Annotated in this window: 23 protein-coding genes; 5 read left to right on the top strand and 18 right to left on the bottom strand. The window is 65.9% G+C overall.

Going from position 1 to position 26,998, the window contains the following annotated elements; all coding sequences use genetic code 11:
* Positions 1 to 75 precede the first annotated feature (75 nt).
* Entirely contained in the window at positions 76 to 2,046 is a 1,971-nt protein-coding gene (locus tag ACT531_RS15610) for a methyl-accepting chemotaxis protein (RefSeq protein WP_476017989.1), read from the bottom strand.
* A gap of 320 nt (positions 2,047 to 2,366) precedes the next feature.
* On the opposite strand from ACT531_RS15610, the gene ACT531_RS15605 reads away from it, so the two are divergent.
* Both ACT531_RS15605 and ACT531_RS15600 read left to right on the top strand, forming a co-directional pair.
* The gene (locus ACT531_RS15605) at positions 2,367 to 2,807 is read left to right on the top strand and encodes an acyl-CoA thioesterase (RefSeq protein ID WP_110960816.1); all 441 of its coding nucleotides are present in this window, start codon (positions 2,367 to 2,369) and stop codon (positions 2,805 to 2,807) included.
* Complete coding sequence (locus ACT531_RS15600; protein WP_476017988.1) at positions 2,804 to 3,775, top strand: EamA family transporter; 972 nt, start codon at positions 2,804 to 2,806, stop codon at positions 3,773 to 3,775. The genes ACT531_RS15605 and ACT531_RS15600 overlap by 4 nt, the downstream gene beginning before the upstream one ends.
* Positions 3,776 to 3,823: 48 nt before the next feature.
* Here the strand turns inward: ACT531_RS15600 and ACT531_RS15595 are convergent, their stop codons facing one another.
* The 12 genes from ACT531_RS15595 to def form a co-directional block, all read right to left on the bottom strand.
* Entirely contained in the window at positions 3,824 to 4,816 is a 993-nt protein-coding gene (locus tag ACT531_RS15595) for a M14 family metallopeptidase (RefSeq protein ID WP_476017987.1), read from the bottom strand.
* Positions 4,813 to 5,787, bottom strand: a complete 975-nt coding sequence (locus ACT531_RS15590; protein ID WP_422848078.1) for a Bug family tripartite tricarboxylate transporter substrate binding protein — start codon at positions 5,785 to 5,787, stop codon at positions 4,813 to 4,815. Before ACT531_RS15590 ends, ACT531_RS15595 begins: the two co-directional genes overlap by 4 nt.
* A gap of 166 nt (positions 5,788 to 5,953) precedes the next feature.
* Positions 5,954 to 6,850: a LysR family transcriptional regulator gene (locus ACT531_RS15585; RefSeq protein ID WP_015016230.1), complete on the bottom strand. Its 897-nt coding sequence runs from the start codon at positions 6,848 to 6,850 to the stop codon at positions 5,954 to 5,956.
* A 111-nt stretch (positions 6,851 to 6,961) separates the two neighbouring features.
* Positions 6,962 to 7,786, bottom strand: coding sequence for an orotidine-5'-phosphate decarboxylase (gene pyrF / locus ACT531_RS15580; RefSeq protein WP_015016231.1), 825 nt, complete (start codon positions 7,784 to 7,786; stop codon positions 6,962 to 6,964).
* A 187-nt stretch (positions 7,787 to 7,973) separates the two neighbouring features.
* The gene (locus tag ACT531_RS15575) at positions 7,974 to 8,531 is read right to left on the bottom strand and encodes a FlgO family outer membrane protein (protein WP_209816857.1); all 558 of its coding nucleotides are present in this window, start codon (positions 8,529 to 8,531) and stop codon (positions 7,974 to 7,976) included.
* The gene (locus ACT531_RS15570) at positions 8,528 to 9,214 is read right to left on the bottom strand and encodes a hypothetical protein (RefSeq protein WP_056742898.1); all 687 of its coding nucleotides are present in this window, start codon (positions 9,212 to 9,214) and stop codon (positions 8,528 to 8,530) included. Before ACT531_RS15570 ends, ACT531_RS15575 begins: the two co-directional genes overlap by 4 nt.
* 216 nt (positions 9,215 to 9,430) lie before the next feature.
* Positions 9,431 to 10,630, bottom strand: coding sequence for a phosphoglycerate kinase (locus ACT531_RS15565; protein WP_476017986.1), 1,200 nt, complete (start codon positions 10,628 to 10,630; stop codon positions 9,431 to 9,433).
* Between the two features lie 83 nt (positions 10,631 to 10,713).
* Positions 10,714 to 11,049, bottom strand: coding sequence for an AzlD domain-containing protein (locus tag ACT531_RS15560; protein WP_015016233.1), 336 nt, complete (start codon positions 11,047 to 11,049; stop codon positions 10,714 to 10,716).
* Positions 11,046 to 11,819, bottom strand: a complete 774-nt coding sequence (locus ACT531_RS15555; protein WP_476018073.1) for an AzlC family ABC transporter permease — start codon at positions 11,817 to 11,819, stop codon at positions 11,046 to 11,048. Before ACT531_RS15555 ends, ACT531_RS15560 begins: the two co-directional genes overlap by 4 nt.
* Positions 11,820 to 11,866: 47 nt before the next feature.
* Positions 11,867 to 12,841, bottom strand: a complete 975-nt coding sequence (gene fmt, locus ACT531_RS15550) for a methionyl-tRNA formyltransferase (protein WP_476017985.1) — start codon at positions 12,839 to 12,841, stop codon at positions 11,867 to 11,869.
* A gap of 62 nt (positions 12,842 to 12,903) precedes the next feature.
* Positions 12,904 to 13,410, bottom strand: a complete 507-nt coding sequence (locus ACT531_RS15545) for a hypothetical protein (RefSeq protein WP_476017984.1) — start codon at positions 13,408 to 13,410, stop codon at positions 12,904 to 12,906.
* Entirely contained in the window at positions 13,410 to 13,919 is a 510-nt protein-coding gene (gene def, locus ACT531_RS15540) for a peptide deformylase (protein ID WP_056067873.1), read from the bottom strand. The genes ACT531_RS15545 and def overlap by 1 nt, the downstream gene beginning before the upstream one ends.
* Positions 13,920 to 14,118: 199 nt before the next feature.
* Between def and ACT531_RS15535 the strand changes: the two genes are divergently transcribed.
* Both ACT531_RS15535 and dprA read left to right on the top strand, forming a co-directional pair.
* A complete protein-coding gene (locus ACT531_RS15535; RefSeq protein WP_476017983.1) occupies positions 14,119 to 15,321 on the top strand; it encodes a LysM peptidoglycan-binding domain-containing protein in 1,203 nt (400 codons plus the stop codon).
* Between the two features lie 79 nt (positions 15,322 to 15,400).
* Positions 15,401 to 16,567, top strand: coding sequence for a DNA-processing protein DprA (dprA, locus tag ACT531_RS15530; protein WP_476017982.1), 1,167 nt, complete (start codon positions 15,401 to 15,403; stop codon positions 16,565 to 16,567).
* A gap of 127 nt (positions 16,568 to 16,694) precedes the next feature.
* Here dprA and ACT531_RS15525 read toward each other — a convergent pair whose 3' ends face one another.
* The 5 genes from ACT531_RS15525 to ACT531_RS15505 all read right to left on the bottom strand — a co-directional run bounded on the left by ACT531_RS15525 (position 16,695) and on the right by ACT531_RS15505 (position 26,269).
* Complete coding sequence (locus tag ACT531_RS15525) at positions 16,695 to 19,094, bottom strand: DUF1631 domain-containing protein (RefSeq protein ID WP_476017981.1); 2,400 nt, start codon at positions 19,092 to 19,094, stop codon at positions 16,695 to 16,697.
* 17 nt (positions 19,095 to 19,111) lie between these two features.
* Entirely contained in the window at positions 19,112 to 20,062 is a 951-nt protein-coding gene (gene secF, locus ACT531_RS15520) for a protein translocase subunit SecF (protein WP_056742880.1), read from the bottom strand.
* 12 nt (positions 20,063 to 20,074) lie between these two features.
* Positions 20,075 to 21,958, bottom strand: coding sequence for a protein translocase subunit SecD (gene secD / locus ACT531_RS15515; protein WP_099731794.1), 1,884 nt, complete (start codon positions 21,956 to 21,958; stop codon positions 20,075 to 20,077).
* A gap of 106 nt (positions 21,959 to 22,064) precedes the next feature.
* Positions 22,065 to 22,400, bottom strand: coding sequence for a preprotein translocase subunit YajC (yajC, locus tag ACT531_RS15510; RefSeq protein WP_015016243.1), 336 nt, complete (start codon positions 22,398 to 22,400; stop codon positions 22,065 to 22,067).
* Between the two features lie 299 nt (positions 22,401 to 22,699).
* Positions 22,700 to 26,269, bottom strand: a complete 3,570-nt coding sequence (locus ACT531_RS15505) for an indolepyruvate ferredoxin oxidoreductase family protein (RefSeq protein WP_476017980.1) — start codon at positions 26,267 to 26,269, stop codon at positions 22,700 to 22,702.
* 188 nt (positions 26,270 to 26,457) lie between these two features.
* Here ACT531_RS15505 and ACT531_RS15500 point away from each other — a divergent pair, with 188 nt between their 5' ends.
* Positions 26,458 to 26,940: an Lrp/AsnC family transcriptional regulator gene (locus ACT531_RS15500; RefSeq protein WP_015016245.1), complete on the top strand. Its 483-nt coding sequence runs from the start codon at positions 26,458 to 26,460 to the stop codon at positions 26,938 to 26,940.
* Positions 26,941 to 26,998: the final 58 nt, after the last annotated feature.

Raw genomic sequence — 26,998 nt, 5'->3', positions numbered from 1 at the left:
TCGACCCTTGAGCCCCCTTGATGACCTTTTCGAGGCTCCAGGGGCAGGGAGCGATAGTGCAACATGCCGTTTCAGCTATTGAATTCGCAGCATTCCTGCTGCGCTACGTCCACCCGCTTCGTCGCCCAGGCGGAACACCGACACCACCTGCACCAGGTCTTCGGCCTGGTTCTTGAGGCTGCTGGCGGCGGCGGCCATCTCTTCGACCAGCGCCGCGTTCTGCTGGGTCACCTGGTCCATCTGCGTGACGGCCTCGCCCACCTGGGCCACGCCCAGCGATTGCTCGTGGCTCGCGGCGCTGATCTCGCCCACGATGTCGGTCACGCGGCGGATGGCGCCCACCACCTCGCTCATCGTGGCGCCGGCGCGGTCCACCAGGGCGCTGCCCTGGGCCACGCGCTCCACGCTGGCGCTGATGAGCGTCTTGATCTCGCGCGCGGCCTCGGCACTGCGCCCGGCCAGGCTGCGCACCTCGCTCGCCACCACCGCAAAGCCCCGGCCTTGCTCGCCCGCGCGGGCCGCCTCCACCGCGGCGTTCAGCGCGAGGATGTTGGTCTGGAACGCGATGGAGTCGATCACGCCGATGATGTCGGAGATCTTCTGCGACGAGGCGTTGATGCCGTGCATGGTGTCCACTACCTGCGCCACCACTTCTCCGCCCTGCACGGCCACGGTGCTGGCATTGGCGGCCAGCTGGCTGGCCTGCTGGGCACTGTCGGCGTTCTGGCGCACGGTGGCGTTGAGCTGCTCCATGGACGCGGCGGTTTCTTCCAGCGCGCTGGCCTGGCTTTCGGTGCGGGCCGACAGGTCGGTGTTGCCCTGGGCAATCTGCACGCTGGCGGTGGCCACACTTTCTGACCCGCTGCGCACGTTGCGCACCACCTGCGTGAGTTGTGTGCGCATCTGCTGCAACGCCTCCAGCAACTGGCCCACCTCGTTGGTGCCATGGGCAATGGGGGCGCCGCTCAGGTCGCCCTGCGCCACGGCGCGTGACAGCGCCACGGCCTGCGACAGCGGCCCGGTCATGGAGCGCACGAACACCAGCGCCATCGCACTGGTGGCCGACAGCGTGAGCACCAGGGCCAGCGCCACCCACAGCAGGTTGCGCTGCAGCCCTGCCACGCGCGCCTGCAGCGCCTGGTCCAGGCTCGCCATCGACAGGTTGTTGAGTGCGTTCAGCGCCTCGATGGTGCGGGTGAACGCGTCAAAGTAATCCTTGGACGGCAGCTGCAGCTCCGTGGCGTTGAGGATGTCGCGCTCCACCATCTGTAGCGACTGCTGGATCTGCCCTTGCACGGCCTGCGCGCTGCTGCCCAGCGCGCGCTGCAGCTCGGCATTGCCCTGCAAGGCGCGGTCCAGCCCCCGGAAGGTGTCGCCCTGCAGCTCGGCCACGCGCTGCTGCAGCACCAGCAGCTGGCCCTTGCCCTGGGGCGTCAACTCGCGCTTGCCCAAGGCGCTGGCGCCCTGGGCGCGCAGCATGCCCAGCTTTTCGCCCAGCATGGGTGCCTGCGCCAGCGAGGCCTGCACCAGCGCGTGGGTGTCGGCCTTGGGGTCGATCTGCAGGCCATAGGCATGCACCAGCGACTCATTGAGCTGCAGCAGCGTTGCGATGAGCTGGGTATGCTGCGCGGTGCTTTGCGCCTGTTCGATGCTGCGCGCGGCCACGGCCTGCTCCAGCGTGCGCCAGGTCTGCTGCGCCTGGGTCCAGGCCGCCATCTGCGCGGCGGGCACCTTGGCGGCGGCAAAGCGGGTGCTCACGTCGTCCAGCGCGGTGTTGACCGCATCGCGCGCGGCAGGGCGGCGCGCGGCCAGCGACTCGTCGCCGCCCAGCATGCCCACTGACAAGCCCCGGTGCACCTGCATGCGCTGCACCAGCAGCGTGAGCGCCTGGGCGGGGGCCACGCCCTGCGCCTCCAGGCGCGCGTGGTCGATGGCGTGGAGGGAGTCGCGCACCACCAGATACGTGGGCAGGGCGCTCATCATGAGCCCGATGGTCCCCAGGATGAGGAATTTTTCGAGCAGGTTCAACCGGTGAAGCAATGACATGGCAATGGACGCAGGCCACACGGCGTGCGCTTTAGAGTAGGCCCCAGGGGCGGGTGTCGGCACCGCCGACTGGAGGGCGGCCCCTGTGAACCTGAGGACGATCGCATGGGGAAATCGTCCACCGGCACCGAGGGCCAAACGGAATGGTTCTCAATGTAGGGACGCGTTTGCAGTAGGGTTTTGACTCAGGTCAAGTGACGCAGAGCTTCGCCCACGCGGCCGCATCGCGAGCGCTGGGCTGCGTTCGGAGGCGGGTGGAGGCTGCGGCAGCCGGGGCGCTGGAGAATAATGAACGCATCCCCTTCCTTTGGAGCCCCGGCATGCACTCAACCACCCTGCGCTTCCTGGCGTCCCAGACCACGCTGCCCCAGGCAGGCCGCATCCCCGGCGGCACGGTGCTGCGCTGGGTGGACGAAGCCGGGTTTGCCTGCGCCAGCGCCTGGGCCAAGGGCGCCTGCATCACCGAGTTTGTAGGCGGCGCCCACTTTGTGCGCGCCATCCGCCCAGGGGACCTGGTGGAGGTGCACGCGCGCCTGGCCTACACCACCGACACCAGCATGTGCCTGGCCGTGGAGGTGCGCAGCGGCGCCGTACACGGCGCACCGCTGGAGGACGTGGTGCACTGCGTGGCCGTGTACACCGCCGTGGATGCCAGCGACCAGCCGCGCACCGTGGACAAATGGAGCCCCGAGACCCCCGGTGACATTGCGCTGGCCCAGCGCGTGAAGGCGCACATCGACGCAGCGCGCGCGGCGCAATGAGCGACGCTGCACAGGCCGCATCCGCCACCAGCCCGCTGCGTGCGCGCGACCTGCTCGCAGCGCTGGTGGTGGTGATCCTCTGGGGTGTGAACTTTGTGGCGATGAAGTGGGGGCTGCGCAGCTTCAGCCCCTTCCAGCTGGGCGCCGCGCGCTACCTGTGTGCAGCGCTGCCGCTGGTGCTGCTGGTGCGCCCGCCGCGCATGCACTGGCGCTGGGTGCTGCTGTTCGGCTTGTTCCAGGGCGTGGGGCAGTTCGGCTTTTTGTTCATGGGGCTCAAGGTGGGCATGACGGCCGGGCTGGCCAGCGTGCTGCTGCAAACCCAGGTGTTCTTCACGGCGCTGCTGGGCTTTGCGCTGTTGCGCGAGCGGCCGGGGCTGCCGCTGCGCGTGGGCATGGGGCTGGCCGCGCTGGGGCTGGTGTGTTTTGCGATGAACTATGTGGGCCCGGGCTCCGGCGTGGGGGTCGCGGCGGCCACCACGCTGGCGGGCCTGCTGCTCACGCTATGTGGCGCGGCGATGTGGGCGTCGTCCAACATCGTGGCGCGGCTGGCACAGCAGCACAGCCCGGGGTTTGATCCGTTGGCCTTTGTGATCTGGAGCAGCCTGGTGCCGGTGCTGCCCTTCGTGGCACTGTCTGCCCTGTTCGACCCCGACGCCGCACGCTGGCTGCAGTGGCAGACGCTGGCCAACGTGCCGCTGCTGTCGTGGGCCGCCGTGGCCTACCTGGGCTGGGCGGCCACCATCGTGGGCTACGCGCTGTGGACCAACCTGCTGCAGCGCTACCCCGCCAACCGCGTTGCGCCCTTCAGTCTGGCGGTGCCGGTGGTGGGCCTCACCGCAGGCTGGCTGCTGCTGGACGAGGGCGTGGCGCCCTGGCAGTGGGCAGGCATTGCGCTGGTGGTGGCCGCGCTGGCCTGTGTGGTGCTGGGGCCCCGGCTACAAGCCAAAATGGCCAGTAGCGCTAGTTGAATATGCTTTAGCAGCTATCGACTAGATAGCAAACAACGACAGCACTGCCTACAGCAGCCGGCGCCGCGCAAAGCGCACCACGGTCACCCCGGCACGTGCCTGGCGCACCGAGGGCATCACCAGCACGCAGTCGTCGTACGGAGTGACCACCGGCACGCCGTCGTTGTCACCAATCACCGTGCCCGCCTTCTCGAACACTTCGAGGCCCGTGTACGGCGCCACAAACCGGAAGGCGCTGCTGGTGGCGACCACGGGGCCGGTCACCTCCAGCGCCCACTGGTGCGGTGCGTCGGGCAGGCGCCAGCCAGGCAGCTGCTGCGCCAGCGCGTCGGCGCTCAGAGCGCCAGATTGTTCGATGAAGCGCACGCACTGGTCCTGCGCCACGGCGCGGCTGGCCGGGTCGCCATGGAAGCCACATTCGATGAGCAGCGAGCGGGTGCCGTTGTCGTCCAGGTCGCCAAACCGGCCGTAGTCGCGCATGCGCACGCCGTCCTTGTGGCCGGCGTCCACCACGATGTGCTCGGGCGAGCGCATGGCACGCGCCAGCGCCAGGTTGCGCGGCTGGATGCCGGTGAGCAGCAGCGGCGCCGAGGGCTCGTGCATGGAATGGATGTCGAGCAGCCAGTCGGCCTGCGCCACCCACGGGCGCAGCGCGGCGGCGCGGCGGCGCTCGTTGGTGTCTGCCGCGTCGATGCGCTCGTCCAGCCACTGTCGGTTGAGGTCTTCGTCGGTGAAGCGCGAGGCGTCGTGGTTGCCAGGGTCAAAGCGGTCGAAGGCATCCAGGTTGCAGAACGCGAGCGTGAGCGTGCCCTGCTGCGGGCGCACACCGGCGTCGAGCAGGCCTTTGAGCGCCCAGGCACCGCACAGCTCGTTGCCGTGCACCAGGGCGCTGACCATCACGCGGCGGCCGGGTCGGCCTGAGTCGAAGTGCCACACGCCTTCGGTGCCGGTGTTGCCGGCACGCCAGGCGCTGATGTCGGGGGCAGGCAGCGCAAACACCAGGGGTTGCAAGGACGTGGGAGAGAGGGGGCTGCTGCTCATTCTTCGATCTTGGCGAATTCAACAATCTTTTTGTATTTGGCCACTTCCGTGACCAGGAACTGGTCGATGTTCACGGTGGGCGAGGCCACGGTGGAGCCACTGGCTTCCATCTTCTTGCGGAAGTCCGGCGATTGCAGGCTATCGGCCAGCGCCTTCTTGAGCTTGTCGGTCACGGGCTTGGGCAGGTTGGCAGGCCCCATGAGCGCAAACCACACGCTGATGTCCACGTTCTTGTACTGCGGCGACTCGGCCAGCGCCGGGATGTCGGGCGTGGTGGCCGAGCGCTTGGCCTCGGTGGTGCCCAGCGCAATCACCTTGCCGCTCTTGATGTGCGGCAGGCCGCTGGAGAGCACGAACACGCCGTACTCCAGGTTGTTGCCCATGAGGTCGCTGGTGAGCGGCGCCACGCCCCGGTAGGGGATGTGCGTCATGAACAGCTTGCCCTGCTCCTTCACGGCCTCGCCCGCCAGGTGCAGCGCCGTGCCCACGCCCGAGCTGCCGTAGCTGAACTTGCCGGGGTTCTTGGATACCTTCTGCGTGAACTCCGCCATGTTCTTGACGCCCGCACCGGTGGAGGCCACCAGCACCAGCGGCTGGGAGGCAATGAGACCGATGGCGGTGAAGTCCTTGATGTCGTACTTGACCTTCTTGGTCACGAGTTTGTTGATCGCGATCTCGTTGTTGGCGCCCACCAGCAGGGTGTAGCCGTCGGGCGCCGCGTTGGCCACCTTCTGCGCACCGATCGCGCCACCGGCGCCACCCAGGTTCTCGATCACCACCGGCACGCCGAGCTTGTTGCCCAGCTCGGTGGCCACGGTGCGTGCGGTCAGGTCGGTACTGCCGCCGGGCGGGTAGCCCACCACGATGGTGATGGGCTTGCTGGGGTAGGCGTCTTGCGCGATGGCAGGGGCAGCAAGGACGGCCAGGCCGCACAGCAGTGCAACACGGCGCAGGGGATGGACGGTGGTCATGGCGGGACTCCTTGGCAAAGGCGGGGGTGGTTGGAGGCGATTGGTATGAACTGGATTGTGAAAAGCCAGCCCCAGGCTGTTGGTGCCAAAACGGCACCAGGCCGTGCCGATTCACAATATCCGACACGGGGAAACCCGCAGGCCAGCCACAGCGGACGCAGGCGTATCAGCGCTGCGCCAGCGCCTTCCACAGCGCCTCGGCCAGCGGCCCCAGGCGGCGCTTGGGGCGGTACAGGCGCACGTCAAACCGCACCTCCATGCGGGCGTCTCCCGCGAGTGCCAGCCGCTGGGCCTTGCAGTCGGCAAACACCATGGACCAGGGCAGCCACGCAACGCCCAGGCCTTTTTGCACGTATTCGTAGTGGGCGTCGGCCGAGTCGCACTCCACCACGCGCTGCAGCCGGGGCGCATGGGGGTTGTGCGCCAGGTGGTCTTCCACCAGCCGCCCCAGGGCCAGCTGGGGGGCGTAGGCCAGGTAGGGCACCCGCGTGGCATCCGGCCCGAACCGGTGCAACGCCTGCCCCTGCGCCGTGGCGCGCGACACAGGCACCAGCCGGTCGGAGGCCACCGTGAGGTGCGTGAACTGGCGCGCATCGAGCCGGATGGCGAGAGTGGGGTGGTGGTACACGAGCGAGAAGTCGGCCTCGTTGCGCTCCAGCATGCCCACGGTGTCGGCCAGGGCCCGGGTGCGGATGCACAGCTCTCCGCCCTGCAAAATGGGCTGCAGGCGCACCAGCCAGTCGGCCACCACGGTGCGCGCCAAGGTGCGGCCCGTGGCCAGGGTCACGGTGCGGGCCTGGCGCCCAGCCAAACTTTGCAGCTCTTCGTGCGACTGCGTGAGGTTGCGCACCATTTGCCCGGCGGTGTCCAGAAAACTTTGACCGGCGGGTGTGAGGGTGACGGGGCCTCCGCCCCGCTCCACCAGCGGCGTGCCCGCCCAGGCCTCCAGCGCGCGGATGCGGCGGCCAAACGCGGGGTGAGTGACATGCCGCAGCTCGGCGGCACGAGTGAAGCTGCGCTCCTGCGCCAGCACGATGAAGTCTTCCAGCCATTTCAACTGCATCGTCGGCTCCTGGAGGGACGGCTGTCAGGCGGGTGGCAATCGGTGGTGCCGAGGTCGCGCCAGCACTGTACTGTCAGGGGGCTGCGCGCGAGGGCTGGAGTGGTGGGGAACTCAGCCCCGGGCAGCTTCCAGAACGCCCCGGGTGCGTGTGGCTTCGGCACGCGCAGCCGCAGCAAAGTCCTCGCCTTTAGACGCGTAAAGAATGGCCCGCGACGAGTTCACGATGATCGGCCCGTCGTTGCGCAGCCCGGCGCGCACGGTAGCGGCGGCGTCACCGCCCTGGGCTCCCACGCCCGGGATCAGCAGCGGCAGCGTGGGCGCGATGGCGCGCACGCGCTCGATCTCTTGTGGGTAGGTGGCGCCCACCACCAGGCCGAGCTGGCCGTTCTTGTTCCAGGGGCCTTGCGCCAGGCGCGCCACATGTTCGTACAGAAGCGGCTGGCCCTCGACGCTGGCCAGGCGCTGGGTCTGCAGATCGTCACCACCAGGGTTGGACGTGCGGCAGAGCAAAAACGCGCCCTTGCCGTGGTACGCCAGATAGGGCTCGATGGAGTCGAAGCCCATGAAGGGCGACAGCGTGACGGCATCAGCGCCGTAGCGCTCGAAGGCCTCCTTGGCGTACTGCTCGGCGGTGGAGCCGATGTCGCCGCGCTTGGCGTCCAGGATCACCGGCACCTGCGGCGCGTTGGCGCGCATGTGCTGCATCAGGCGTTCGAGCTGGTCCTCGGCACCGTGCGCGGCAAAGTAGGCGATCTGCGGCTTGAAGGCACACACCAGGTCGGCCGTGGCGTCCACGATGGCGGCGCAAAAGTCATAGATCTTGCGCGGGTCGCCCTGCATGCCCGCAGGGAAGCGGGTGGGTTCGGGGTCCAGGCCCACGCACAGCAGGGAGTTGTTCTGCGCCGTGGCGTCGCGCAGCATGTCGGTGAAGTTCATGGGGCGTGATTTTAGGTGGGTGGGCGCGGAAGGCCTCTGCCCATGGCCGCGATCATCTGGCGGAGGCAGCATGAGACGCAGGCTGTGGCCGACCTGACCGGTTGCAGCGGGCAATAAAAAAGGCCGTCGAGACGGCCTTTTTGGGTTGGCTTGGAGACTTCAGCAAGCCTCTGGCGACAACGAGCGATTAGCGTGGCACAGCCAGCAGGCGTTGCACGTCGCGGTCGTTGGGCAGCGCGTAGTCGTAGCCGCGCACGATGCGGCTGTCTTCCGTGCGCACCAGCTTCAGGCTCACGTAGGTGTAGTTGGCAGCCGCCGAGTAGGTACCCACCAGCACCAGCGAGGCGTTGTGGTTGCGGGCAATGTCCTTGATCTCGCGCGACAGCAGCAGTTCGCCCTGGCCTTCGCGCACAAACACGTCGCCGCGCAGCTTGATTTCCTTCACGTTGAAACCGCTGGCCGCCATGCTGGTGGCGTACTGCTCGGACAGCGTGCGGCCCAGGGGGGCAGCGCGGCTCAAGTCGTTCACATTGACCACGGTCGCCACGAGCACAGGGCCTGCGCCCAGCGCGTTCATGTCAAAGCCGGTGGTCAGCTTGGCCACCGCATCGCGGCTGGTCTGGATGAACTGGCTGCTGGCGGCTTCCTGGTAGGTGGGCTCGACGCGCACAGGCGCGGCGTTGTTGGCGCAACCGGCCAGCACGGCACCGGCCAGCACCGTCAGAAGAAGTGCAGGGGTTTTCATTGCGAGACAACCTTCATGTTGACGTTCTTGTACGAGGGGCGCGTGAACAATGGGGTGTCAGCGTTTTCCAGGTAGTACACGTCGGTCTTGCGAGCCAGGTACTGGCCGCCGCGCGTGACGGTGGTGGTCAGGATCAGCTCGGTGTTGGTCGGGCCGCCGGAGTTGATGCTGTTGGCGTAATCAGCAGCGAGGGTCAGACCGAGGCCTGCAGCCAGCTGGGCGTCGATGTGCTCATGGCGCAGGCCGTAGGCAGCAAACAGGCCAGCAGCCAGCATGGTGAACTGGCCAGGGATGAAGTGCGGACGGTCGCTGTTGTGGCGCACGACCTGGATACCGTAGGAGACTTCCAGCGCCTGGCCCAGGTTCTGCTGCACCACGGCGCCGTTCTGGACCAGCTTGGTGATCAGGAACTCGCGGAAGGCGGTTTCAAACTGCGTAGCGTTGGCAGGCAGGGAAACGTGCAGAGGGGTGTTGGGGGCCACGCCGGCTTTGTCCAGGGTGCTCAGCGTCTGGTTGACCACATCGCGCGACACCAGATCCCAGTGGCCAGCGGAGCGGACTTTGGGCTGCGAGGTGTACTCGAAATTTTCCGCGACGGGAATAGGCGCCCTCTGTGCGCACCCCACCAAAGTTGCCACAGCGCCAGCCAGCACGGCCAAGCTGATTGCCTTTGAAAACGACATGATTCCCTCCTACGGACTGAATTTGCGAGGATCCGAACAGATGCGACCCGCACGATTGAAAAATAATTCTGGGCGGTATCCTCAACAAAAACAAGAAAAAATTACGCTAACTACGCTCCGGCGTACACAGTTCGTTGTTTTTGGTCACAGTTGTGTGCCGATGCAAGGCGTGTAAGCAGGCAGAGCCACCTGTGCAGCGGCCCGCCTTGCATTTGCTTACACGGAAACGGCTGCGCGCTGCTCCAGGATGTCGAAAGCGGGCAGCTTTTTGCCTTCCAGCACTTCCAGGAAAGCGCCGCCGCCGGTGGAGATGTAACCCACCTGTTTGTCGATGCCGTACTTGGCAATGGCGGCCAGCGTGTCGCCGCCACCCGCGATGCTGAAGGCCGAGGATTCAGCAATCGCCTTGGCGAGTTGCTTGGTCCCGTTTTCAAAGGCGGCAAACTCGAACACGCCCACGGGGCCATTCCAGACAATGGTGCCTGCAGACTTGAGCTGGGCGGCGAGGCGGGCTGCCGTCTCGGGGCCGATGTCCAGGATCATGTCGTCAGCCGCCACATCGGTGGCCGCCTTCACGGTGGCGGGCGCATCGGCGGCAAAGGTCTTGGCCACGACCACGTCGGTAGGAATCGGCACCTCGGCGCCCCGCGCCTTCATGGCAGCCATCACGGCCTTGGCGGCGTCCAGCAGGTCGGGCTCGGCCAGGCTCTTGCCGATGGGCAGACCCGCCGCCAGCATGAAGGTGTTGGCAATGCCGCCCCCCACGATGAGCTGGTCCACCTTGTCGGCCAGGCTTTGCAGGATGGTGAGCTTGGTGGACACCTTGGAGCCCGCCACGATGGCGGCCAGGGGGCGCTGGGGCTGGGCCAGCGCCTTGGTCAGGGCATCAATCTCGGCCGACAGCAACGGGCCGGCGCAGGCGATGGGCGCAAACTGGGCGATGCCGTAGGTCGTGCCTTCGGCGCGGTGGGCGGTGCCAAATGCGTCGTTCACGAAGATGTCGCACAGCGCGGCCATCTTGCGGGCCAGCTCTTCCTTGTTCTTCTTCTCGCCCACGTTCAGGCGGCAGTTTTCCAGCAGCACGATCTGGCCGGGGGTCACTTGCACGCCGTCCACCCAGTTGGCAACCAGCGGAACATCACGGCCCATCAGCTCGGCCATGCGCTTTGCAACAGGGGCCAACGAATCTTCGGGCTTGAACTCGCCTTCGGTCGGGCGGCCCAGGTGGCTGGTCACCATGACAGCGGCACCGGCGTCCAGGGCCATGCGGATGGCGGGAATGGAGGCGCGGATGCGGGTGTCTTCGGTGATGTTGCCGGCATCGTCTTGCGGCACGTTCAGGTCGGCGCGGATGAAAACGCGCTGGTTACGGGCCTTGCCCTGGGCGCACAGATCGGAAAAGCGAAGGATGTTCATGGAGGGAGGTTTCCTGGAGGGGCCGGTGGATCAGGGGCGCCATTTTAGGCGGCCGTGCTGACGCGGCCCGGCGCCGCCAGCACCTACCAGCCCCAGCCGATGTGCAGTGGCAGGTATACCGCCATACCCACCAAAATGGTGCCCAGAATGCCCCGGCGCCAGAAGTAATACGCGCTGGCGAACAGCACGGCTGGCAGGCGGGCGTCCATGAAGGTGTCGATCAACTCACCCTGCACCATGAGGATCTCGGGCGCGATGACGGCGGTGAGCGCGGCCAGCGGGGCATATTTGAGGCCCCGCTTGAGCCAGTCGGGCAGGGGCAGCTCACGCTCAGGGATCATGAAGAAAGAGCGCGACACCACCGTGATCACTGCCAGACCCACAGTGGCCAGCACGGGATAGATCCAGGACCAGCTCATGGATGGCGCTCCTCGCGCAGCGGCACCACGTCGCCCGCCTCGACATGCTCGCGCTCTTCCGGCGGCATGACGCTGTCGGCAGGCACCAGCAGCAGCTCAGGCTGGCGACGGCGGCGGTCCACCGCCTCCATCAGCAGTCCCGCCGCCACGGCGGCAGCCAGCGCCACCAGGATGTTGAGCTTGAGCGGCAAGGCAAACGCGGCAATCGCGGCAGTGGCCGCAACGCCCGTGGCGAGCCAGGTGGCCCGGTCGAACAGCAGGGACAACAACACGCCCAGCAATGCCAGCACCCCCGCAAAACCCAGTCCCCAGGACAGGGGCACGGCGTTGGCCAGCAGGATGCCGGCGATGGACGGCACCTGCCATGCCAGCCAGTTGGTGGAGGCAGCGCCCCAGAAGTACGGCACCTGCTCCGGCGCCGGTCGGGGTTCCGGGAAGCGCTTCATGAACGCCACGTAGATCACATCCCCGCTGAAATACCCCACGGCCAGGCGCTGGCGCAGCGGCAGGTGCGCAAAGTAGCTGCGCCACATGCTGCTGAAGATCACAAACCGCAGGTTGACGCAAGCGGCCGTGAGCCATACCACCCACAGCGGCGCGCCCACGGAGAGCAGCGGAATCACGGCAAGCTGAGCACTGCCGGCGTACACCAGCACCGACATGAACACCGCCATGCCGACCGACATGCCACTCTTGACCATGGCCACCCCGGTGACCAACCCCCAGGCGGCGATGCCCAGCGACGTGCCCGCCATGTCGATGGCTGCCATGCGGAAGGAGGGGTGGCGCAGTGTCCAGCCCAGGGCAGCAGACACGCTCATGCAGGGTTGGCGCCCAGCACCATGCCTGGCTGCAGGTCAAAACCGCGCAAGAAATCAGCGGCCGCCAGCCGCTTGCCACCCGCTCGCTGCAAGGTGGTCAGGCGCAAGGCCGTGCCGCCACCGCATGCGACAGTCACTCCGGCGCCATCTGCAGCCAAAATCTGCCCGGGGCGCTGGTCGGATATGCCTTGAATGCTATCAATTGCATAGCTCCAGATTTTAATCGTCTCGCCCTTGCATTCGGTACTGGCCCCGGGGAAGGGATCGAACGCGCGAATGCGCTGGCCAATGACTGCGGCGGGCAGTGTCCAGTCGATGGTGCTCTCGGCCTTTTCGATCTTGTGGGCATAGGTGATGCCGTCCGCCGGTTGCGGCACGGCAGTGAGGCCCCCACAGGCGGCCAGCTCCAGGGCCTCGACGATTATGCGTCCGCCCAGCGTGGCCAGGCGGTCGTGCAAGGTGGCCGTGGTGTCGCCCGGGGCGATGGGCAGGCGCTCGGTGAGCAGCATGTCGCCCGTGTCCAGCCCGGCGTCCATCTGCATGATGGTGACGCCTGTTTCCGCATCGCCTGCCTCGATGGCGCGGTGGATGGGGGCGGCGCCACGCCAGCGCGGCAGCAGGCTCGCGTGGATGTTCAGGCAGCCCAGACGGGGCAGATCCAGGGTCCACTGCGGCAGGATCAGTCCGTAGGCGGCCACGACCATCACATCGGCCTGCGCGGCCAGCAGGGCTTCGCGCGCAGCGGCGGCATCGTCGGGGTACTTGCCATCCAGGCGCAGGCTGCGGGGCTGGGCGACGGCAATGCCATGCTCCAGCGCGCATTGTTTGACGGGCGACGCCTGCAGCTTCATGCCACGGCCTGCAGGGCGATCCGGTTGCGTCAGGACCAGTGGAACGGTGAAGCCTGCAGACAACAGCCGCTCCAGGGCCACACGGGCGAATTCGGGGGTACCAGCAAAAATGACTCTCATGAAAGCAGATAGCGGCTCAGGTGAGCGCGGGACTCAGTGGCCCAGCGGGACCACCCATCCAGTCAATCGCGCGCGTTGTCAAAATTCGGCAGTTCATCGGTGAACAACACCTGGCGCACCACCCCTTGGCGATCCAGGTGCACATGGGCCTGTCGCAGGTCCGAGTTCTGCCGGAAGCGGTAGGTCCAGATATCACCATCAAAGCGCGCCACCTGCTCGACACGCAAGGGCATTCCGAAGGTGTTTTGCAAGTCGGCACGGGTCCAGGTGCCCACGGGCAGGTTCTCGAATCGCTGCTGCGTGAGCACCTGCTCGTTGCGCACCAGCCGGCCGCTGGCGTCAAAGTCGAGGTTGTAGGCAGCAAACCCGGCGGGAAGTTCCGAATACAGCAAGCGCTCGCCAGAGGGCAGCGCAATCGTGGCCGTGGGCGGGCCCAAGCGGGCGACCACTTCGGCCCGCAATGCGCCCGGCTGTTCACGGGCCGGTAATGCGCAGGCCACCAACTGACCAACCAGCGCAGCCAGCGCCAGCACTCTGACGCCCCGGCGGACGCAGAGCGCTGCACGCATCACCCGCGCGCCTCCCGCTGCTGCTTGACCATCTTGGTTTTGATGCGGTTGCGCTTGAGGGGGGAGAGGTATTCCACAAACACCTTGCCCATGAGGTGGTCCATCTCGTGCTGAATACAGACCGCCAGCAGTCCATCGGCCTCGATCACACGGGACTGGCCCTGGGCGTCCAGCGCCCGCACATGCACGGCATCAAACCGCTCCACCCCGTCATAAATGCCAGGCACCGACAGGCAGCCTTCTTCGTTCAGGTGCTTTTCGGCGCTGGTCCAGACCAGCTCGGGGTTGATCAGCACCAGGGGCTGATCGCGCTCCTCCGACACATCGATGACCACCAGCCGCTCATGCACGTCCACCTGGGTGGCCGCCAGGCCAATACCGTGCGCGTCGTACATCGTGGCCAGCATGTCGGCCACCAGCGTGCGGATGCGGTCGTCCACCGCCTGGACGGGGCGGGCGACCTTGTGAAGCCGGGGGTCCGGGTAACAGAGAATGGGAAGGATTGCCATGGCTGCAGGTAAGAGATGTCGCTATTTTCGCCACTTTTGCGGCCTACTGCCGCCCTGCGAGCCAATAATCGTTGCCGAATCAAGGGCTTGAGCAGAGAATCTAAGAAGCTTTGTAACGTATTTGCCCGGCCGCACGCCTGCTTTGTGCGCCGAGGTGCCAGCGAGGGGGCGTTTCCCAATGCATGAGAAAAGGAACAACATGACGGCATTCACCAGCGTGCGGCGGACCGCCCTGGGCGCGCTCACCATCATTGCTGGCGCCCTGCTGGTCATGCCGGCCCAGGCGCAAAACTACCCCATCTCCAGCGGCCAGCGCGCCACGGCCCAGCAAGTGTCCGAGCGGGGAGTTCCCCTGGAAGAGCTTGCCCCCAACGCCCCCGACACCTACACCGTCAAGCGGGGCGACACGCTGTGGGGCATATCGGGCATGTACCTCAAGCGCCCCTGGCGTTGGCCCGAGCTCTGGGGCATGAACCTCAAGGCCATCCCCAACCCGCACCTGATCTTCCCGGGCCAGACGCTGTACCTCATCAAGGAAGGCGGCTACGCCCGCCTGAGCACCAGCCGCTCGAACGAACCCGAAACCGTGCGCATCTCGCCCCGTACGCGCAGCGACAGTCTGGCCGATTCCGCGCTGCCCACACTCAAGCAGCACCTCATCGAGCCGTTCCTGGTCGAGCCGCTCGTGGTGGACGAACAAGTGCTGCTGAGCGCCCCACGCGTGATCGCAACCACGGAAGAGCGCGTGCTGATGGCAGCGGGTGACCGTGTTTATGTGCGCGGAGACGCCGCGTCGCCCATGCTGGCAGAGGCGGGCGAACCCCGGTACTACCGCGTGTTCCGCAATGCCGTGGCGCTCAAGGACCCCGTCACGGCCGAAGTGCTGGGATACGAAGCCCAGTACCTGGGCAAAGCGGAACTGGTGCGTGGCGAGTCGTTCGAAGAAATTCCAAACGGCAAGGGTGGATACACAGCGGAATACATCCCCGCCACCGTGGATCTGTCGGCCACCAAGGAGGAAGTCCGCGCGGGCGACCGCCTGCTGCCCGCACCCGCCCGCCCGTTCCTGAGCTACACCCCCCGCGCCCCCGGGGTGGAGGTGGATGCCCGTGTGGTATCCATTTATGGCAGCTCGGCGGTGGCCTACGCGGCCCAGAATCAGGTGGTGGCCATCAACATGGGTTCGCAGGACGGACTGGAGCCCGGCCATGTGCTCAGCCTACTCACCAAGGGCGACCGCATCAAGGACATGACCGACAGCAACAAGGCGATGGTCAAGCTGCCCAGTGAAGTCAACGGCACCGCCATGGTGTTCCGCACCTTCGAGCGCGTGTCCTATGTGCTGCTGCTGGAAATCCGCAACGGCGTGCGCGTCGGCGACCGCTTGGTCAACCCCAAGTAACGCGGAGGGCCGGCAGCACGTATCGCCGCGCGGGGTTCCTGCGCTGCGGTAGTCACGTTGCCGCGCCGTACTGGCATCCATGGACCACGACGAGCTCGGCGCCTGGCTGCGGCTGACCTTGACACCGGGCATCGGCAACGGTGCTGCACGGCGCCTCTTGGCACGCTTTGGCTTGCCCCAAGCCATCTTTCAGCAGACTGAAGCTGCGCTGCAACTCTGCGTGCCCGCCGCGCAGGCCAAGGCGTTGCGCGAGATTCCGCAGGGTTGGGAAGCCCTGTGGCAAACCACCGCCCAATGGCTTGCCAACGCTGCGCCACAAGGTCCGGCACGCGCCATCGTGAGCCTGGGCGACCTGCGCTATCCCCAGGCCCTGCTGGACACGGAAGACCCGCCGCTGCTGCTGTACCTCATGGGCCCGGCGTCGCTGCTGGAGCACCAGCCCTTTCCCAGTGACCGCTGCCTCGCCATGGTTGGCAGCCGCAACCCCACGGCCCAAGGCGCAGAAAACGCCCGCCTTTTTGCCCGCGCGTTGTGTGGCGCTGGCTTGACCATCGTGTCGGGGCTGGCGCTGGGTGTGGACGCAGCGGCGCATGAAGGGGCACTGGAAGCGGCGACCAGCGCTGGCACCATGGCGGCCACCATCGCCGTGGTGGGCACCGGGCTTGACCGCGTGTATCCGCGAAAGAACCTGGACTTGGCCCATCGCATTGCCGCGCACGGACTGATCGTCAGCGAATACCCCCTGGGCACGCCGCCGCTGCCTGGCAATTTCCCCAAACGCAACCGCATCATTTCGGGCCTCTCGCAGGGCACGCTGGTCGTGGAAGCCGCCCTGGCATCGGGCTCCCTGATCACTGCCCGCATGGCCGCCGAACAGGGTCGCGAAGTGTTTGCCATCCCAGGCTCCATCCACGCACCACAGTCGCGCGGCTGCCATGCGCTGATCCGTCAAGGCGCCAAGCTGGTGGAGTCGGCCCAGGACGTGCTGGAAGAGCTCAAAATCCCCGCCACCACCGTGCCCGGTCTAGCCCACGAAGGCGTAAACGCCCCGGGAGCAGCCGCATCGGATGAGACAGAAGACCCCGTGCTGGCCGCCTTGGGCTATGACCCCATGGGGCTGGATGCTCTGATCGCCCGCACGGGCATGGACGCATCGACGTTGCAGGTGGCCCTGCTGGAACTGGAGCTCGACGGTCGCATTGCACGGTTGCCTGGCGGCTTGTTCCAGCGGGTCGGCCGGGGCTAACCGATCGGGCCCGGGATCACCGGCAGCCAAACCGGCGCAAACGATGCCGGCGCACGTCCCGGTTGCGCTCCCACGCGATCCCCAGCGAGATCGTCAGCAGGCTCCAAGCACTTGCCTGTAGGGCTCATCAGTCCAGCAATCGTTCCGGGTTGGCATCCAGCTTAGCCAGGGCATCGCGCGTGGCGCGCAAGGTGAGGCCTTCCTCATCCTGCGCCACCAGCAGACCGGCCTGCAGGTACGCGGCCAGGCGGCGCAACTGGATCAGGTAGCTGCTGCCATCCACGGCGGCAAAAAGATGCAACTGCTTGCGCTGACTTTGCCAAGCGTATTGCACCTGAGCCGATGCACCGTTGTGGTCCAGGGTGTACCAGGTGCCCGGCTGCAAGTCCTGCGCCCAGGCCACCATTGCATCGTCCACCGGAGCACCGTTGTCGGCAATCACGTGGATGGACGAGGCATCGATGCCCAGCATCATCTCGATGTTGTCCGCATTGAGCGGCATGTCACCCAGCGTGGCGTCACTGATGAAATCTTCCAGGTTGGCCAGGCGCTTGGCCATGGCGTCGATGTGGGCCTGCGGGATGGATGCGGTCTTGGACAGGAAGGCGTCGGCCAGGGTGTCCGTCAACACCTTGACCTGCGCATCCTGCGCCTCGCCATTCACCCCCAGCAGGGACAGGCCCTGCCGCAGGCGCTGCAGCAGCGCGGGCAGGTTCTGGATGACCTGGGCCCGGTCGCTGCGATTGGGTTTGGCGCTGGCGGCCCAGACGAGGTCTGCTGCCGTGCGCTTGAAGGCCACCGTGTCGGCATGTTGAGGGCCATCGCGCACGGCCGACAGCGCCAGCACCTCGGCCCAGGTCTTGAACAGGAACTCGCGGATCTCGTCGCGCACTGGCATGTCGCGCAACATGGTGCGCAGCTCGATGGTGTACTGGATCGCCAGCGTTTCCCGTTGCTCGACCTGCTGGGCGACGCTCACCAGGCGCGAGGTGACCTGCTTTTCGGTCAGGAACTTGGCCAGGAATTTCTCGAACTCGTCATAGACGAGCTGGAAGACGCGGCGTCCGGTCTCGGGGTACTGCTCGATCACCTGCACCACACGGCGAATCTCGGCTTCCAACGCGCTGCCATTGATGCTGGTCGCGTCAAACCCGAGTACACAGGCACCCATGCGGTCGATCAGCTTGCGGGCGGGATGGTCGAGATTGCTGAAAAATTCGGGCTCAGCCAAGGCCACACGCAGCACCGGCACCTGCAGCCGGGCAAACCACACCCGCACGGCGGGCGGTATCCGGTCCTCTGCGAGGATGCTCTGGAACATCAACGCCACCACCTCGATGATGGCCTTTTCGCCCGAAGTGGTCGCTTTCTTCTTGAGTTCGGTGGAGCGCTCCCGCACGGCGCCCACCAACTGGACCACGGCTGCAGGGCTGTAGTCTTCCATCAGCGTGGCCACGCCACTGTAGTAGGTGTCCGCATGCACGCGGTGCGCCGTGAGTGCATGGGCCAGCGCGGCCGAAGCGGGCGGCGCATTCACCATGTCAAAGCCGGTGGCGGGCTGCGTGAGCAGCCGTCGCAACTGCCCCATCACACCCTGCGCACGCTGGCGTGCCCGGGCGAGCGGCGTCATGCCCGTGGCAAAGGCCGTGGGCATTCCGTGTTGTGGCCGGGGGTAGCCGCCATGTCCGGGGGGCGGCATCTGCGTGCCCGGTGGCCCCATCGGCCGAGCCCCAGCGGGCATGCCGGGAGGCTGCTGCACTCCTCCGCGCGCGGCCATCATGGCCTGGCGGGTCTGCGCCAGGGCCTGCGAAGCCAGGCCCCCGGAGCCCGAATCGCCCCCGCCACTGCCCGTGGCGGTGCCCCCCTGCGTGCGGCGCACCTTGGATTTGAGATCGACCTGCGGCGTGATGCCCTGCTCTACGTAGAACACGTTGACCGCCTGGTAGTGCTTCTGAAGCAGGTTGGCCAGCTCGCGCTGCAGGGGGTCCACCACGGTTTGCAGGTCCGTGCGGGGTAGCCCTGCCTCCACCCATTGTTCCACCAGCAACAGGCATACGGTGTCGGGTCGCAGGATGTCGCTACTGTCCAGCTCCTGCCCTTCCAGCGACTGGGTGCGCTGGCGCAAGGTGTCGAACTGATGGCTGACCTGCTCATTCACCGTCAACGCCATGCGCGAGGCGAGGATCTTGTTCTCGACCACATCGTCGCTGAGCAGCTCGAACTGACTGAGCCCACCACCACCAGCCGCCAGCTGGCCACGTGTAGAGCTGACGTGGGGAGCCAGCGCCTCTTGCCAGGCCTTGCCGGCGCGCTCCGTCCATGCGGAATGTTTTTGCTGGTACTGCAGCCACGCATCCCGGCGCGACTGCATCTCGCGGGCTGTACCCGTCTGGTTCATCAACGCGGTGAGGAAGTCCTGGACGGTCTTGTCCAGATCCACCAACCCTCCACAGATCCCCTCTACAAACCGCTGGCGCGCCTGGCGGGCCAGGCGGCGTTGCGGAACAGAAGGGGGCGTGGTGTGCATGAACAGATATTAGCGGGTCAGACGGTAGCTCCGGCATGGGGATCATTGGGATCCCCCTCCTTTTTGGCGGGCTTGACGAGGTCTTCGCGCTTGACGCCCAGCCACATGGCAATAGCCGCCGCCACGAACACCGAGGAATAGATACCGAACAGGATACCGATGGTCAGCGCCAATGCAAAGTAGTGCAAGCTCGGGCCGCCAAAGAAGAACATCGACAGCACCATCGCCTCGGTGGAGGCGTGGGTGATGATGGTTCGGCTCATCGTGCTGGTGATGGCGTGGTCGATCACCTCGTGCGTGGTCATCTTGCGGTACTTGCGGAAGGCCTCGCGGATCCGGTCGAAGATCACGACCGATTCGTTCACCGAGTAACCCAGCACTGCGAGCACGCCGGCGAGCACCGACAGCGAGAACTCCCACTGGAAGAACGCAAAGAAGCCCAGGATGATCACCACGTCGTGCAGGTTGGCAATGATTGCAGCGACGCCGAATTTCCACTCAAAGCGGAAGGCCAGGTAGATCACGATGCCCACGACCACCATGGCCAGCGCCATCAGGCCGCCGTGCACCAGTTCCTCGCCCACCTGCGGGCCTACAAACTCGGTGCGACGCAAGGTCACTGCGGGGTCTGCAGCCTTCAAGGCGCCCAGCACCTGCTCGCTCTGCTGTGCGGACGTCACGCCCTTTTGCACGGGCAGGCGGATCATCACGTCACGCGAGGTGCCGAAATTCTGCACCTGCACGTCGGGGTAGCCCAGTGCGGCCACGGTGTCGCGGACCTTGGCCAGTTCGGCCGGCTGGCTGTAGGCCACTTCCATCACGGTGCCGCCCGTGAACTCCACCGACAGGTGCAGCCCACGCGTAAGCAGGAAGAACACCGCCAGAGCGAAAGTGATGAAGGAGATCGCGTTGAAGACCAACGCGTGCTTCATGAAAGGGATGTCTTTGCGGATACGGAAGAATTCCATGGTCTTCCTCCTTTAGTTCGTCTTGGCCACAGCACTATCGGACTCAGGCTTCCACACCTGACCGATGGCCACGCTCTTGAGCTTCTTCTTGCGGCCGTACCACAGGTTCACCAGGCCACGCGAGAAGAACACGGCCGAGAACATGCTGGTCAGGATGCCGATGCAGTGCACCACAGCAAAGCCACGCACCGGGCCGGAGCCAAACGCCAGCAGCGCCAGGCCCGCGATCAAGGTGGTCACGTTCGAGTCCAGGATGGTGGCCCAGGCACGCTCATACCCCGCGTGGATGGCCGCCTGGGGCGACACACCCTCGCGCAGCTCTTCGCGGATGCGCTCGTTGATCAGCACGTTGGAGTCAATCGCCACCCCCAGCGCCAGCGCCATGGCAGCAATGCCGGGCAGCGTGAGCGTGGCCTGCAGCATGGACAAGATGGCCAGCAGCAGCAGCACGTTCACCGCCAGCGAGACGGTGGAGAAAATGCCGAACAGTGCGTAGTAGATGCACATGAACACCGCAATGGCCACCATGCCCCAGACCACGCTGTGGATGCCGCGCTCGATGTTGTCGGCGCCCAGGCTCGGGCCGATGGTGTATTCCTCGATGATTTCCATGGGCGCGGCCAGCGAGCCGGCGCGCAGCAGCAGGGCGGTGTCATTGGCCTCGGCCGTGGTCATGCGGCCCGAGATCTGCACGCGGCCGCCACCGATTTCGGAGCGGATCACAGGTGCCGTAACCACCTCGCCCTTGCCCTTTTCGAACAGCACGATGGCCATGCGCTTGCCCACGTTTTCGCGCGTGATGTCCTTGAAGATGCGGGAGCCCTTGGCGTCCAGCGTCAGATTGACGGTGGGCTCTTGGGTCTGGCCGTCAAAGCCCGGCTGCGCATCGGTCAGGTTTTCGCCGGTCAGGATGACCTGCTTCTTGACGATGACGGGCTGGCCGTTGCGTTCCAGGTAGCGCTCGGAGCCGAAGGGCACGGGGCCACGGCCTGTCTCTGCCGAGCGGGCTTCGGTGCCTTCGTCCACCATGCGCACTTCCAGCGTGGCCGTGCGGCCCAGGATGTCCTTGGCCTTGGCGGTGTCCTGCACGCCGGGCAGCTGCACCACGATGCGGTCTAGGCCCTGCTGCTGGATCACGGGCTCGGCCACGCCCAGCTCGTTAATGCGATTGTGCAGCGTGACCATGTTCTGCTTGAGCGCCTGCTCCTGCACCCGGCGCGTGGCTTCGGGCTTGATCGATGCACGCAGCTTGAATTCGGTGCCTTCGGGCGTGGTAGTGACCTGCAGATCGGCGAACTGGTCGGCGATCAGGTTGCGCGCGGCCGTGGCCGTGGCTTCATCGCGCACCTTGATGTCGATGGATTGGCCGTCGCGGCTGATGCCGCCATGGCGGATGTTCTTGTCGCGCAGTGCCGTGCGGATGTCACCCGCATAGGACTCGGCCTTCTTGGTCAGCGCCGCCTGCATGTCCACCTGCAGCATGAAGTGCACGCCGCCGCGCAGGTCCAGCCCCAGGTACATCGGATTGGCGTGCAGGGCCTTGAGCCACAACGGCGAGCGCGACACCAGATTGAGGGCCACGATGTAGGAAGGATCGTTGGCGTCAGGCACCAGCGCCTTCTGGATGGCGTCCTTCGCCTTGAGCTGGGTGTCGGGCGTGTCGAAACGCGCGCGCACCGAGTTGCCCTCCAGCGCCACAAAGTCGGGCGTCACGCCAGCGGCCTTGAGGGCTTCTTCCACCCGCTGCTGCACGGCGGTGTCCACCTTGATGGTGGCCTTGGCCGACGACACCTGCACGGCAGGCGCCTCGCCAAAGAAATTGGGCAGGGTGTACAAGGCCCCTACCAGCAGCACGATCACCAGGATCGCGTACTTCCAGACCGGATAACGGTTCATGATCGCGCTCTCACCTCGGTTGTGCTGACGCCCTACGCGCCAGCGCCCCCTGCCCCCGCGCCCGGCCCAGCCGGGGCGCGCAGCGCCTCAGGGGGATGTTCACGGATTACTTGACGGAGCCCTTGGGCAACACCTGCACCACAGCGCTGCGCTGCATTTGCACTTCCACGCCGCTGGCGATCTCGATGTGCAGGAAACCTTCGGACAGGCGAGTGACCTTGCCGACGATGCCGCCGGCGGTCGCCACTTCATCACCCTTGGCGATGGCGTCGATCATGGCGCGGTGTTCTTTCTGACGCTTCATCTGGGGGCGGATCATGACGAAGTACAGCACCACAAACATGAGCACCAGGGGCAGCATGCCGGTCAGGGAGGACATGATGTCACCGCCGCCAGCGGCTGCGGCAGGTGCGGTTTGGGCGAAAGCGGAAGAAATAAACACGGACTGGACTCCACAACGGATGGTCAAAATTCACACAACCCGCCCACACCACACGCCAAAGCGCCTGCGGGGGCAGAACAGGGCATTGTATGCGGCGCCTTGAGCGCCGCCCAAGGGGGAAGACCCAAGCGCGCAGCGGGTGTTTGCCACCTGCGGGCCCCACAAGGGCCTGCCAGCGGAAATACAGGCCAAAACCGGGTGATGCGCTAGGGATTCATGCCTCGATAGCTACACTATTAATAGCAAAAGCCCGCACAGCGGCGGGCTTTTGTGGGAGACACTGACGGCAGAAGGACCTATCAGGCGACCTGACGCTGGGCCGGGGCGCCCGTGCGCCACTGGGCCATCAGGCCGTCCCACTTGGGACGCGCCGCCTTCAGGTGCCGTTCCTTCACGTGGCCGTAACCACGGATCTCTTCGGGAATGCGGGCAATTTCCACCGCCAAGGCCAGGTTGTCAGCGTTCAGGCGGGCCAGCAGCTCGTCGACGCAGGCACGGTATTCGCCGATCAGTGCACGCTCCATGCGGCGCTCCTCGGTCTTGCCGAAGATGTCCAGTGCCGTGCCGCGCAGGCCTTTCATCTTGGCCAGCAGGCCGAAGGCGCTGCGCATCCAAGGGCCAAACGGCTGCTTCACCAGCTCGCCCTTGTCGTTCTTCTTGGCGGTCAGGGGCGGTGCCAGGTGGTGCACCAGCTTGTAATCGCCTTCGAACATGTTCGCGATCTTGTCCGTGAAGGCCTTGTCGGTGTGCAGGCGCGCCACTTCGTACTCGTCCTTGTAGGCCATGAGCTTGAACAGGTAGCGGGCCACGGCCTCGGACAACTTCGTGCTGGTGCCCAGCTTCGCTTCCGCTGCCTTCACCTTTTCGACGAAGGCCTGGTACTCAGAGGCGTAGGCCGCGTTCTGGTAACCGGTCAGGAACTCCACACGCTTAGCCACCATCTCGGCCAGCGAAGGCTTCTTGACGAACTGAATCACTTGCGCGGCCTGGAACAGCGCCTGCACGGCCGCGAGGTCGTGCGCGCAGCGGCGGCCCCATTCAAAGGCGGCCTTGTTGTTCTCGACCTGCACGCCGTTCAATTCCATGGCGCGCATCAGCGATGCGTAGGTGAGCGGCACGCGGCCCTTTTGCCAGGCGTAGCCCAGCATCAGCGGGTTGGTGTAGATGCTGTCGCCCAGCAACTGGGTGGCCACCTGCTCGGCATCAAAGCTGCCCACACCGCCTGCGCCCACGGCCGCGCTGATGGCCGCATCGCAGTTGCCGCCGGGGAACTGCCAGTCGGGGTTGTTCACAAACGCCGCCGTGGGCGTGCCGTGCGTGTTCAGCGCCACAAAAGTGCGGCCGGGCTGCATGACGGCCAGGGTGTACTTGTGCGCAGCCACGATGGAATCGCAGCCGATCACCAGGTCGGCCTTGGCGGTATCGACCTTGGTGGTGTAGATGGCGTCGGGCCGGTTGGCGATCTGGATATGGCTCCAGGTGGCGCCGCCCTTCTGGGCCAAACCACCGGCGTCTTGCGTGATCACGCCCTTGCCGTCCAGGTGCGCGGCCATGCCCAGCAGCGAGCCGATGGTGATCACGCCCGTGCCGCCCACGCCCCCCACCACGATGCCCCAGGCGGTTTCGGCCACAGGCAGCACAGGCTCAGGAATGGACGGCAGCGCCGACAGGTCGCCCTTCTTTTCCTTCTTGGGCTTTTTCAGCTGGCCGCCTTCCACCGTTACAAAGCTGGGGCAGAAGCCGTTGACGCACGAGTAGTCCTTGTTGCAGGTGCTCTGGTTGATGCGGCGCTTGCGGCCGAATTCCGTCTCCACCGGCTCCACGCTCAGGCAGTTCGACTTGGTCGAGCAGTCGCCGCAGCCCTCGCACACCAACTCGTTGATCACCACGGTCTTGTCGGGCGTGGCCAGCTTGCCGCGCTTGCGACGGCGGCGCTTTTCCGTCGCGCAGGTCTGGTCGTAAATGATGGCCGTGCAGCCCTTGATCTCGCGGAACTGGCGCTGGATGGTGTCCAGCTCGTCGCGGTGGTGCACCGTCACGCCGTCGGCCAGCGCAACGCCGTCGTACTTGTGCGGCTCGTCCGTCACGATCACGAGCTTGGCCACGCCTTCGGCCTTCAGGCTGTTCATGATCTGCAGCACGCTGTGCCCCTCGGGCCGCTCACCCACGGTCTGGCCGCCAGTCATGGCCACCGCATCGTTGTAGAGCACCTTGTAGGTGATGTTCACCCCCGCCGCAATGCTCTGGCGGATGGCCAGCAGGCCGCTGTGGAAGTAGGTGCCGTCGCCCAGGTTGGCAAAGATGTGCGCGTCGGTGGTAAAGGGCTGCTGACCGACCCAGGTCACGCCCTCGCCACCCATCTGCGTGAAGGTGCTGGTGCGGCGGTCGGGCATCCAGTTGACCATGTAGTGGCAGCCAATGCCCGCCACAGCGCGCGAGCCCTCGGGCACGCGGGTGCTGGTGTTGTGGGGGCAGCCGCTGCAGAACCAGGGGGCGCGTTCGCCCGTGTCCACCTTCAGCTCCGCCATCGCGCGCTCGCTGGCCTCGATGATGGCCAGGCGCGCTTCCATGCGGGCCACGATGTCAGAGGGTACGCCCAGCTTCTTCAGGCGCTTGGCAATGGCCTTGGCGATGATGGCAGGAGTGAGGTCGGCCTTGGCGCGCAGCAACCAGTTCTGGCTGGGGTTGGGCATGCTCCATTCGCCGCCCGTGGCGTCGCCTTCGGGCTCGTCGAATTTGCCCAGCACGTTGGGGCGCACATCGGGGCGCCAGTTGTACAGCTCTTCCTTGAGCTGGTATTCGATGACCTGGCGTTTCTCTTCCACCACCAGAATCTCTTGCAGGCCTTGCGCAAAGTCGCGGGTGATGGTGGCTTCGAGCGGCCACACCACATTGACCTTGTGCACGCGGATGCCCAGCTGGCGGCAAGTGTCGTCATCGAGGCCCAGATCCACCAGCGCCTGCCGGGTGTCGTTGTAGGCCTTGCCGCTGGCGATGATGCCGAAGCGGTCTTGCTTGCCTTCGATGACGTTGTAATTGAGCTTGTTGGCGCGGATGTACGCCAGGGCCGCGTACCACTTGTAGTCCATCAGGCGCGCTTCCTGCTCCAGCGGCGCGTCGGGCCAGCGGATGTGCAGGCCGCCGGGCGGCATCACAAAGTCCTCGGGCAGGATGATCTTCACGCGATCGGGGTCGATGTTGATGCTGCTGGACGACTCCACCACCTCCTGGATGGTCTTCATGCCCGACCACACGCCCGAAAAGCGGCTCATGGCAAACGCGTGCAAGCCCATGTCCAAAATTTCTTGCACGCTGCTCGGGAAGAACACCGGTGTGCCGCAGGCCTTGAAGATGTGGTCGCTCTGGTGCGCGGCCGTGCTGCTCTTGCTGATGTGGTCGTCGCCGGCAATGGCGATCACGCCGCCGTGTTTGGCGGTGCCGGCCATGTTGGCATGCTTGAACACGTCGGAGCAGCGATCCACACCCGGGCCCTTGCCGTACCAGATGCCGAAGACGCCGTCGAACTTCTTGCTTTGCGGGTACAGATCGAGCTGCTGCGTGCCCCACACCGCGGTGGCGCCCAGTTCTTCGTTCACACCGGGCTGGAAGACGATGTTGTTGGCTGCCAGGTGCTTCTTGGCCGCCCACAGTGCCTGGTCATACGTGCCCAGGGGCGAGCCCCGGTAGCCGCTGATGAAGCCCGCCGTGTTGAGCCCCGCCGCCGCATCGCGCTGGCGCTGCAGCATGGGCAGGCGCACCAGGGCTTGCACACCGCTCATGAAGGCGCGGCCTTCGCCCAGGGTGTATTTGTCGTCCAGAGTGACCGTCTCTAGCGCTTTGCGGATGGACTCGGGCAGGGGGGCGTTCATGGCTATGTCTCCAATGGCTTTTGTGGGGTCCGCGCCTTGTGGGCACGCTGGGGGAGCACCATGCAGCCCGTTTAGGGCTGCGGCACTAATCTGCGGATAAGTGTATGTCTGCGCCGCTGATATGTCTTTGCGTTCTGTGCCGTGTTTAGGCTATTCTGAGAAAGAATCTTTCTCTTTTCAGCCGCTTTGTGAACACTCTCGACAAATTCGATATCGCCATCCTCAACGAGCTGCAGGCTGACGCCCGACTGACGAATGCCGAGCTGGCCCAGCGGGTGGGCCTGTCGGCCGCGCCCTGCTGGCGCCGCGTGCGGGCGCTGGAGGAGCAGGGCTTCATCAAGGGCTACCGCGCCGAGATCGACAGGCACAAGATCGGCCTCGGGGTGCTGGCCTTTGTGCGGCTGGATGCGGACCGCAGCACCGGCAACCTCACACGCAAGATGGAGGAGGCCATCCGCCAGATCCCCGAGGTTGTGTCCTGCCACTACATCAGCGGCACCGGCACCTTTGAGCTGCAGGTGGTGGCACGCGACCTGGACAGCTTCTCGCAATTTGCGCGCGACGTGCTGCTGAACCTGCCCAATGTGAAAGACATGCACACCAGCTTCTCACTGGGCGAGGTCAAGGCCAGCGGGGCGCTGCCGCTGACGCACCTGAGCCGCCCTCGCTGAGCGGCCTGCGCGCCGGATCACCTGGCGCGCTCAGCACGCTCCCATGGCAACGGCGGCG

It is taken from the genome of Acidovorax sp. DMC1 (assembly GCF_056314325.1).
This window is presented reverse-complemented; position numbering and strand designations above follow the sequence as displayed.

What these genes read in the sequence shown, in the direction of transcription:
- ACT531_RS15565 (WP_476017986.1), bottom strand. Translation starts at nt 10,630, where the DNA reads ATGAACATCCTTCGCTTTTCCGATCTGTGCGCCCAGGGCAAGGCCCGT.
- pyrF (WP_015016231.1), bottom strand. Translation starts at nt 7,786, where the DNA reads ATGAACTTCACCGACATGCTGCGCGACGCCACGGCGCAGAACAACTCC.
- dprA (WP_476017982.1), top strand. Translation starts at nt 15,401, where the DNA reads ATGGACCACGACGAGCTCGGCGCCTGGCTGCGGCTGACCTTGACACCG.
- ACT531_RS15610 (WP_476017989.1), bottom strand. Translation starts at nt 2,046, where the DNA reads ATGTCATTGCTTCACCGGTTGAACCTGCTCGAAAAATTCCTCATCCTG.
- ACT531_RS15575 (WP_209816857.1), bottom strand. Translation starts at nt 8,531, where the DNA reads ATGAAAACCCCTGCACTTCTTCTGACGGTGCTGGCCGGTGCCGTGCTG.
- fmt (WP_476017985.1), bottom strand. Translation starts at nt 12,841, where the DNA reads ATGAGAGTCATTTTTGCTGGTACCCCCGAATTCGCCCGTGTGGCCCTG.
- ACT531_RS15545 (WP_476017984.1), bottom strand. Translation starts at nt 13,410, where the DNA reads ATGCGTGCAGCGCTCTGCGTCCGCCGGGGCGTCAGAGTGCTGGCGCTG.
- ACT531_RS15555 (WP_476018073.1), bottom strand. Translation starts at nt 11,819, where the DNA reads ATGGCAGCCATCGACATGGCGGGCACGTCGCTGGGCATCGCCGCCTGG.
- secF (WP_056742880.1), bottom strand. Translation starts at nt 20,062, where the DNA reads ATGGAATTCTTCCGTATCCGCAAAGACATCCCTTTCATGAAGCACGCG.
- ACT531_RS15535 (WP_476017983.1), top strand. Translation starts at nt 14,119, where the DNA reads ATGACGGCATTCACCAGCGTGCGGCGGACCGCCCTGGGCGCGCTCACC.
- ACT531_RS15585 (WP_015016230.1), bottom strand. Translation starts at nt 6,850, where the DNA reads ATGCAGTTGAAATGGCTGGAAGACTTCATCGTGCTGGCGCAGGAGCGC.
- def (WP_056067873.1), bottom strand. Translation starts at nt 13,919, where the DNA reads ATGGCAATCCTTCCCATTCTCTGTTACCCGGACCCCCGGCTTCACAAG.
- secD (WP_099731794.1), bottom strand. Translation starts at nt 21,958, where the DNA reads ATGAACCGTTATCCGGTCTGGAAGTACGCGATCCTGGTGATCGTGCTG.
- ACT531_RS15595 (WP_476017987.1), bottom strand. Translation starts at nt 4,816, where the DNA reads ATGAGCAGCAGCCCCCTCTCTCCCACGTCCTTGCAACCCCTGGTGTTT.
- ACT531_RS15525 (WP_476017981.1), bottom strand. Translation starts at nt 19,094, where the DNA reads ATGCACACCACGCCCCCTTCTGTTCCGCAACGCCGCCTGGCCCGCCAG.
- ACT531_RS15560 (WP_015016233.1), bottom strand. Translation starts at nt 11,049, where the DNA reads ATGAGCTGGTCCTGGATCTATCCCGTGCTGGCCACTGTGGGTCTGGCA.
- ACT531_RS15505 (WP_476017980.1), bottom strand. Translation starts at nt 26,269, where the DNA reads ATGAACGCCCCCCTGCCCGAGTCCATCCGCAAAGCGCTAGAGACGGTC.
- ACT531_RS15570 (WP_056742898.1), bottom strand. Translation starts at nt 9,214, where the DNA reads ATGTCGTTTTCAAAGGCAATCAGCTTGGCCGTGCTGGCTGGCGCTGTG.
- ACT531_RS15600 (WP_476017988.1), top strand. Translation starts at nt 2,804, where the DNA reads ATGAGCGACGCTGCACAGGCCGCATCCGCCACCAGCCCGCTGCGTGCG.
- ACT531_RS15605 (WP_110960816.1), top strand. Translation starts at nt 2,367, where the DNA reads ATGCACTCAACCACCCTGCGCTTCCTGGCGTCCCAGACCACGCTGCCC.
- ACT531_RS15590 (WP_422848078.1), bottom strand. Translation starts at nt 5,787, where the DNA reads ATGACCACCGTCCATCCCCTGCGCCGTGTTGCACTGCTGTGCGGCCTG.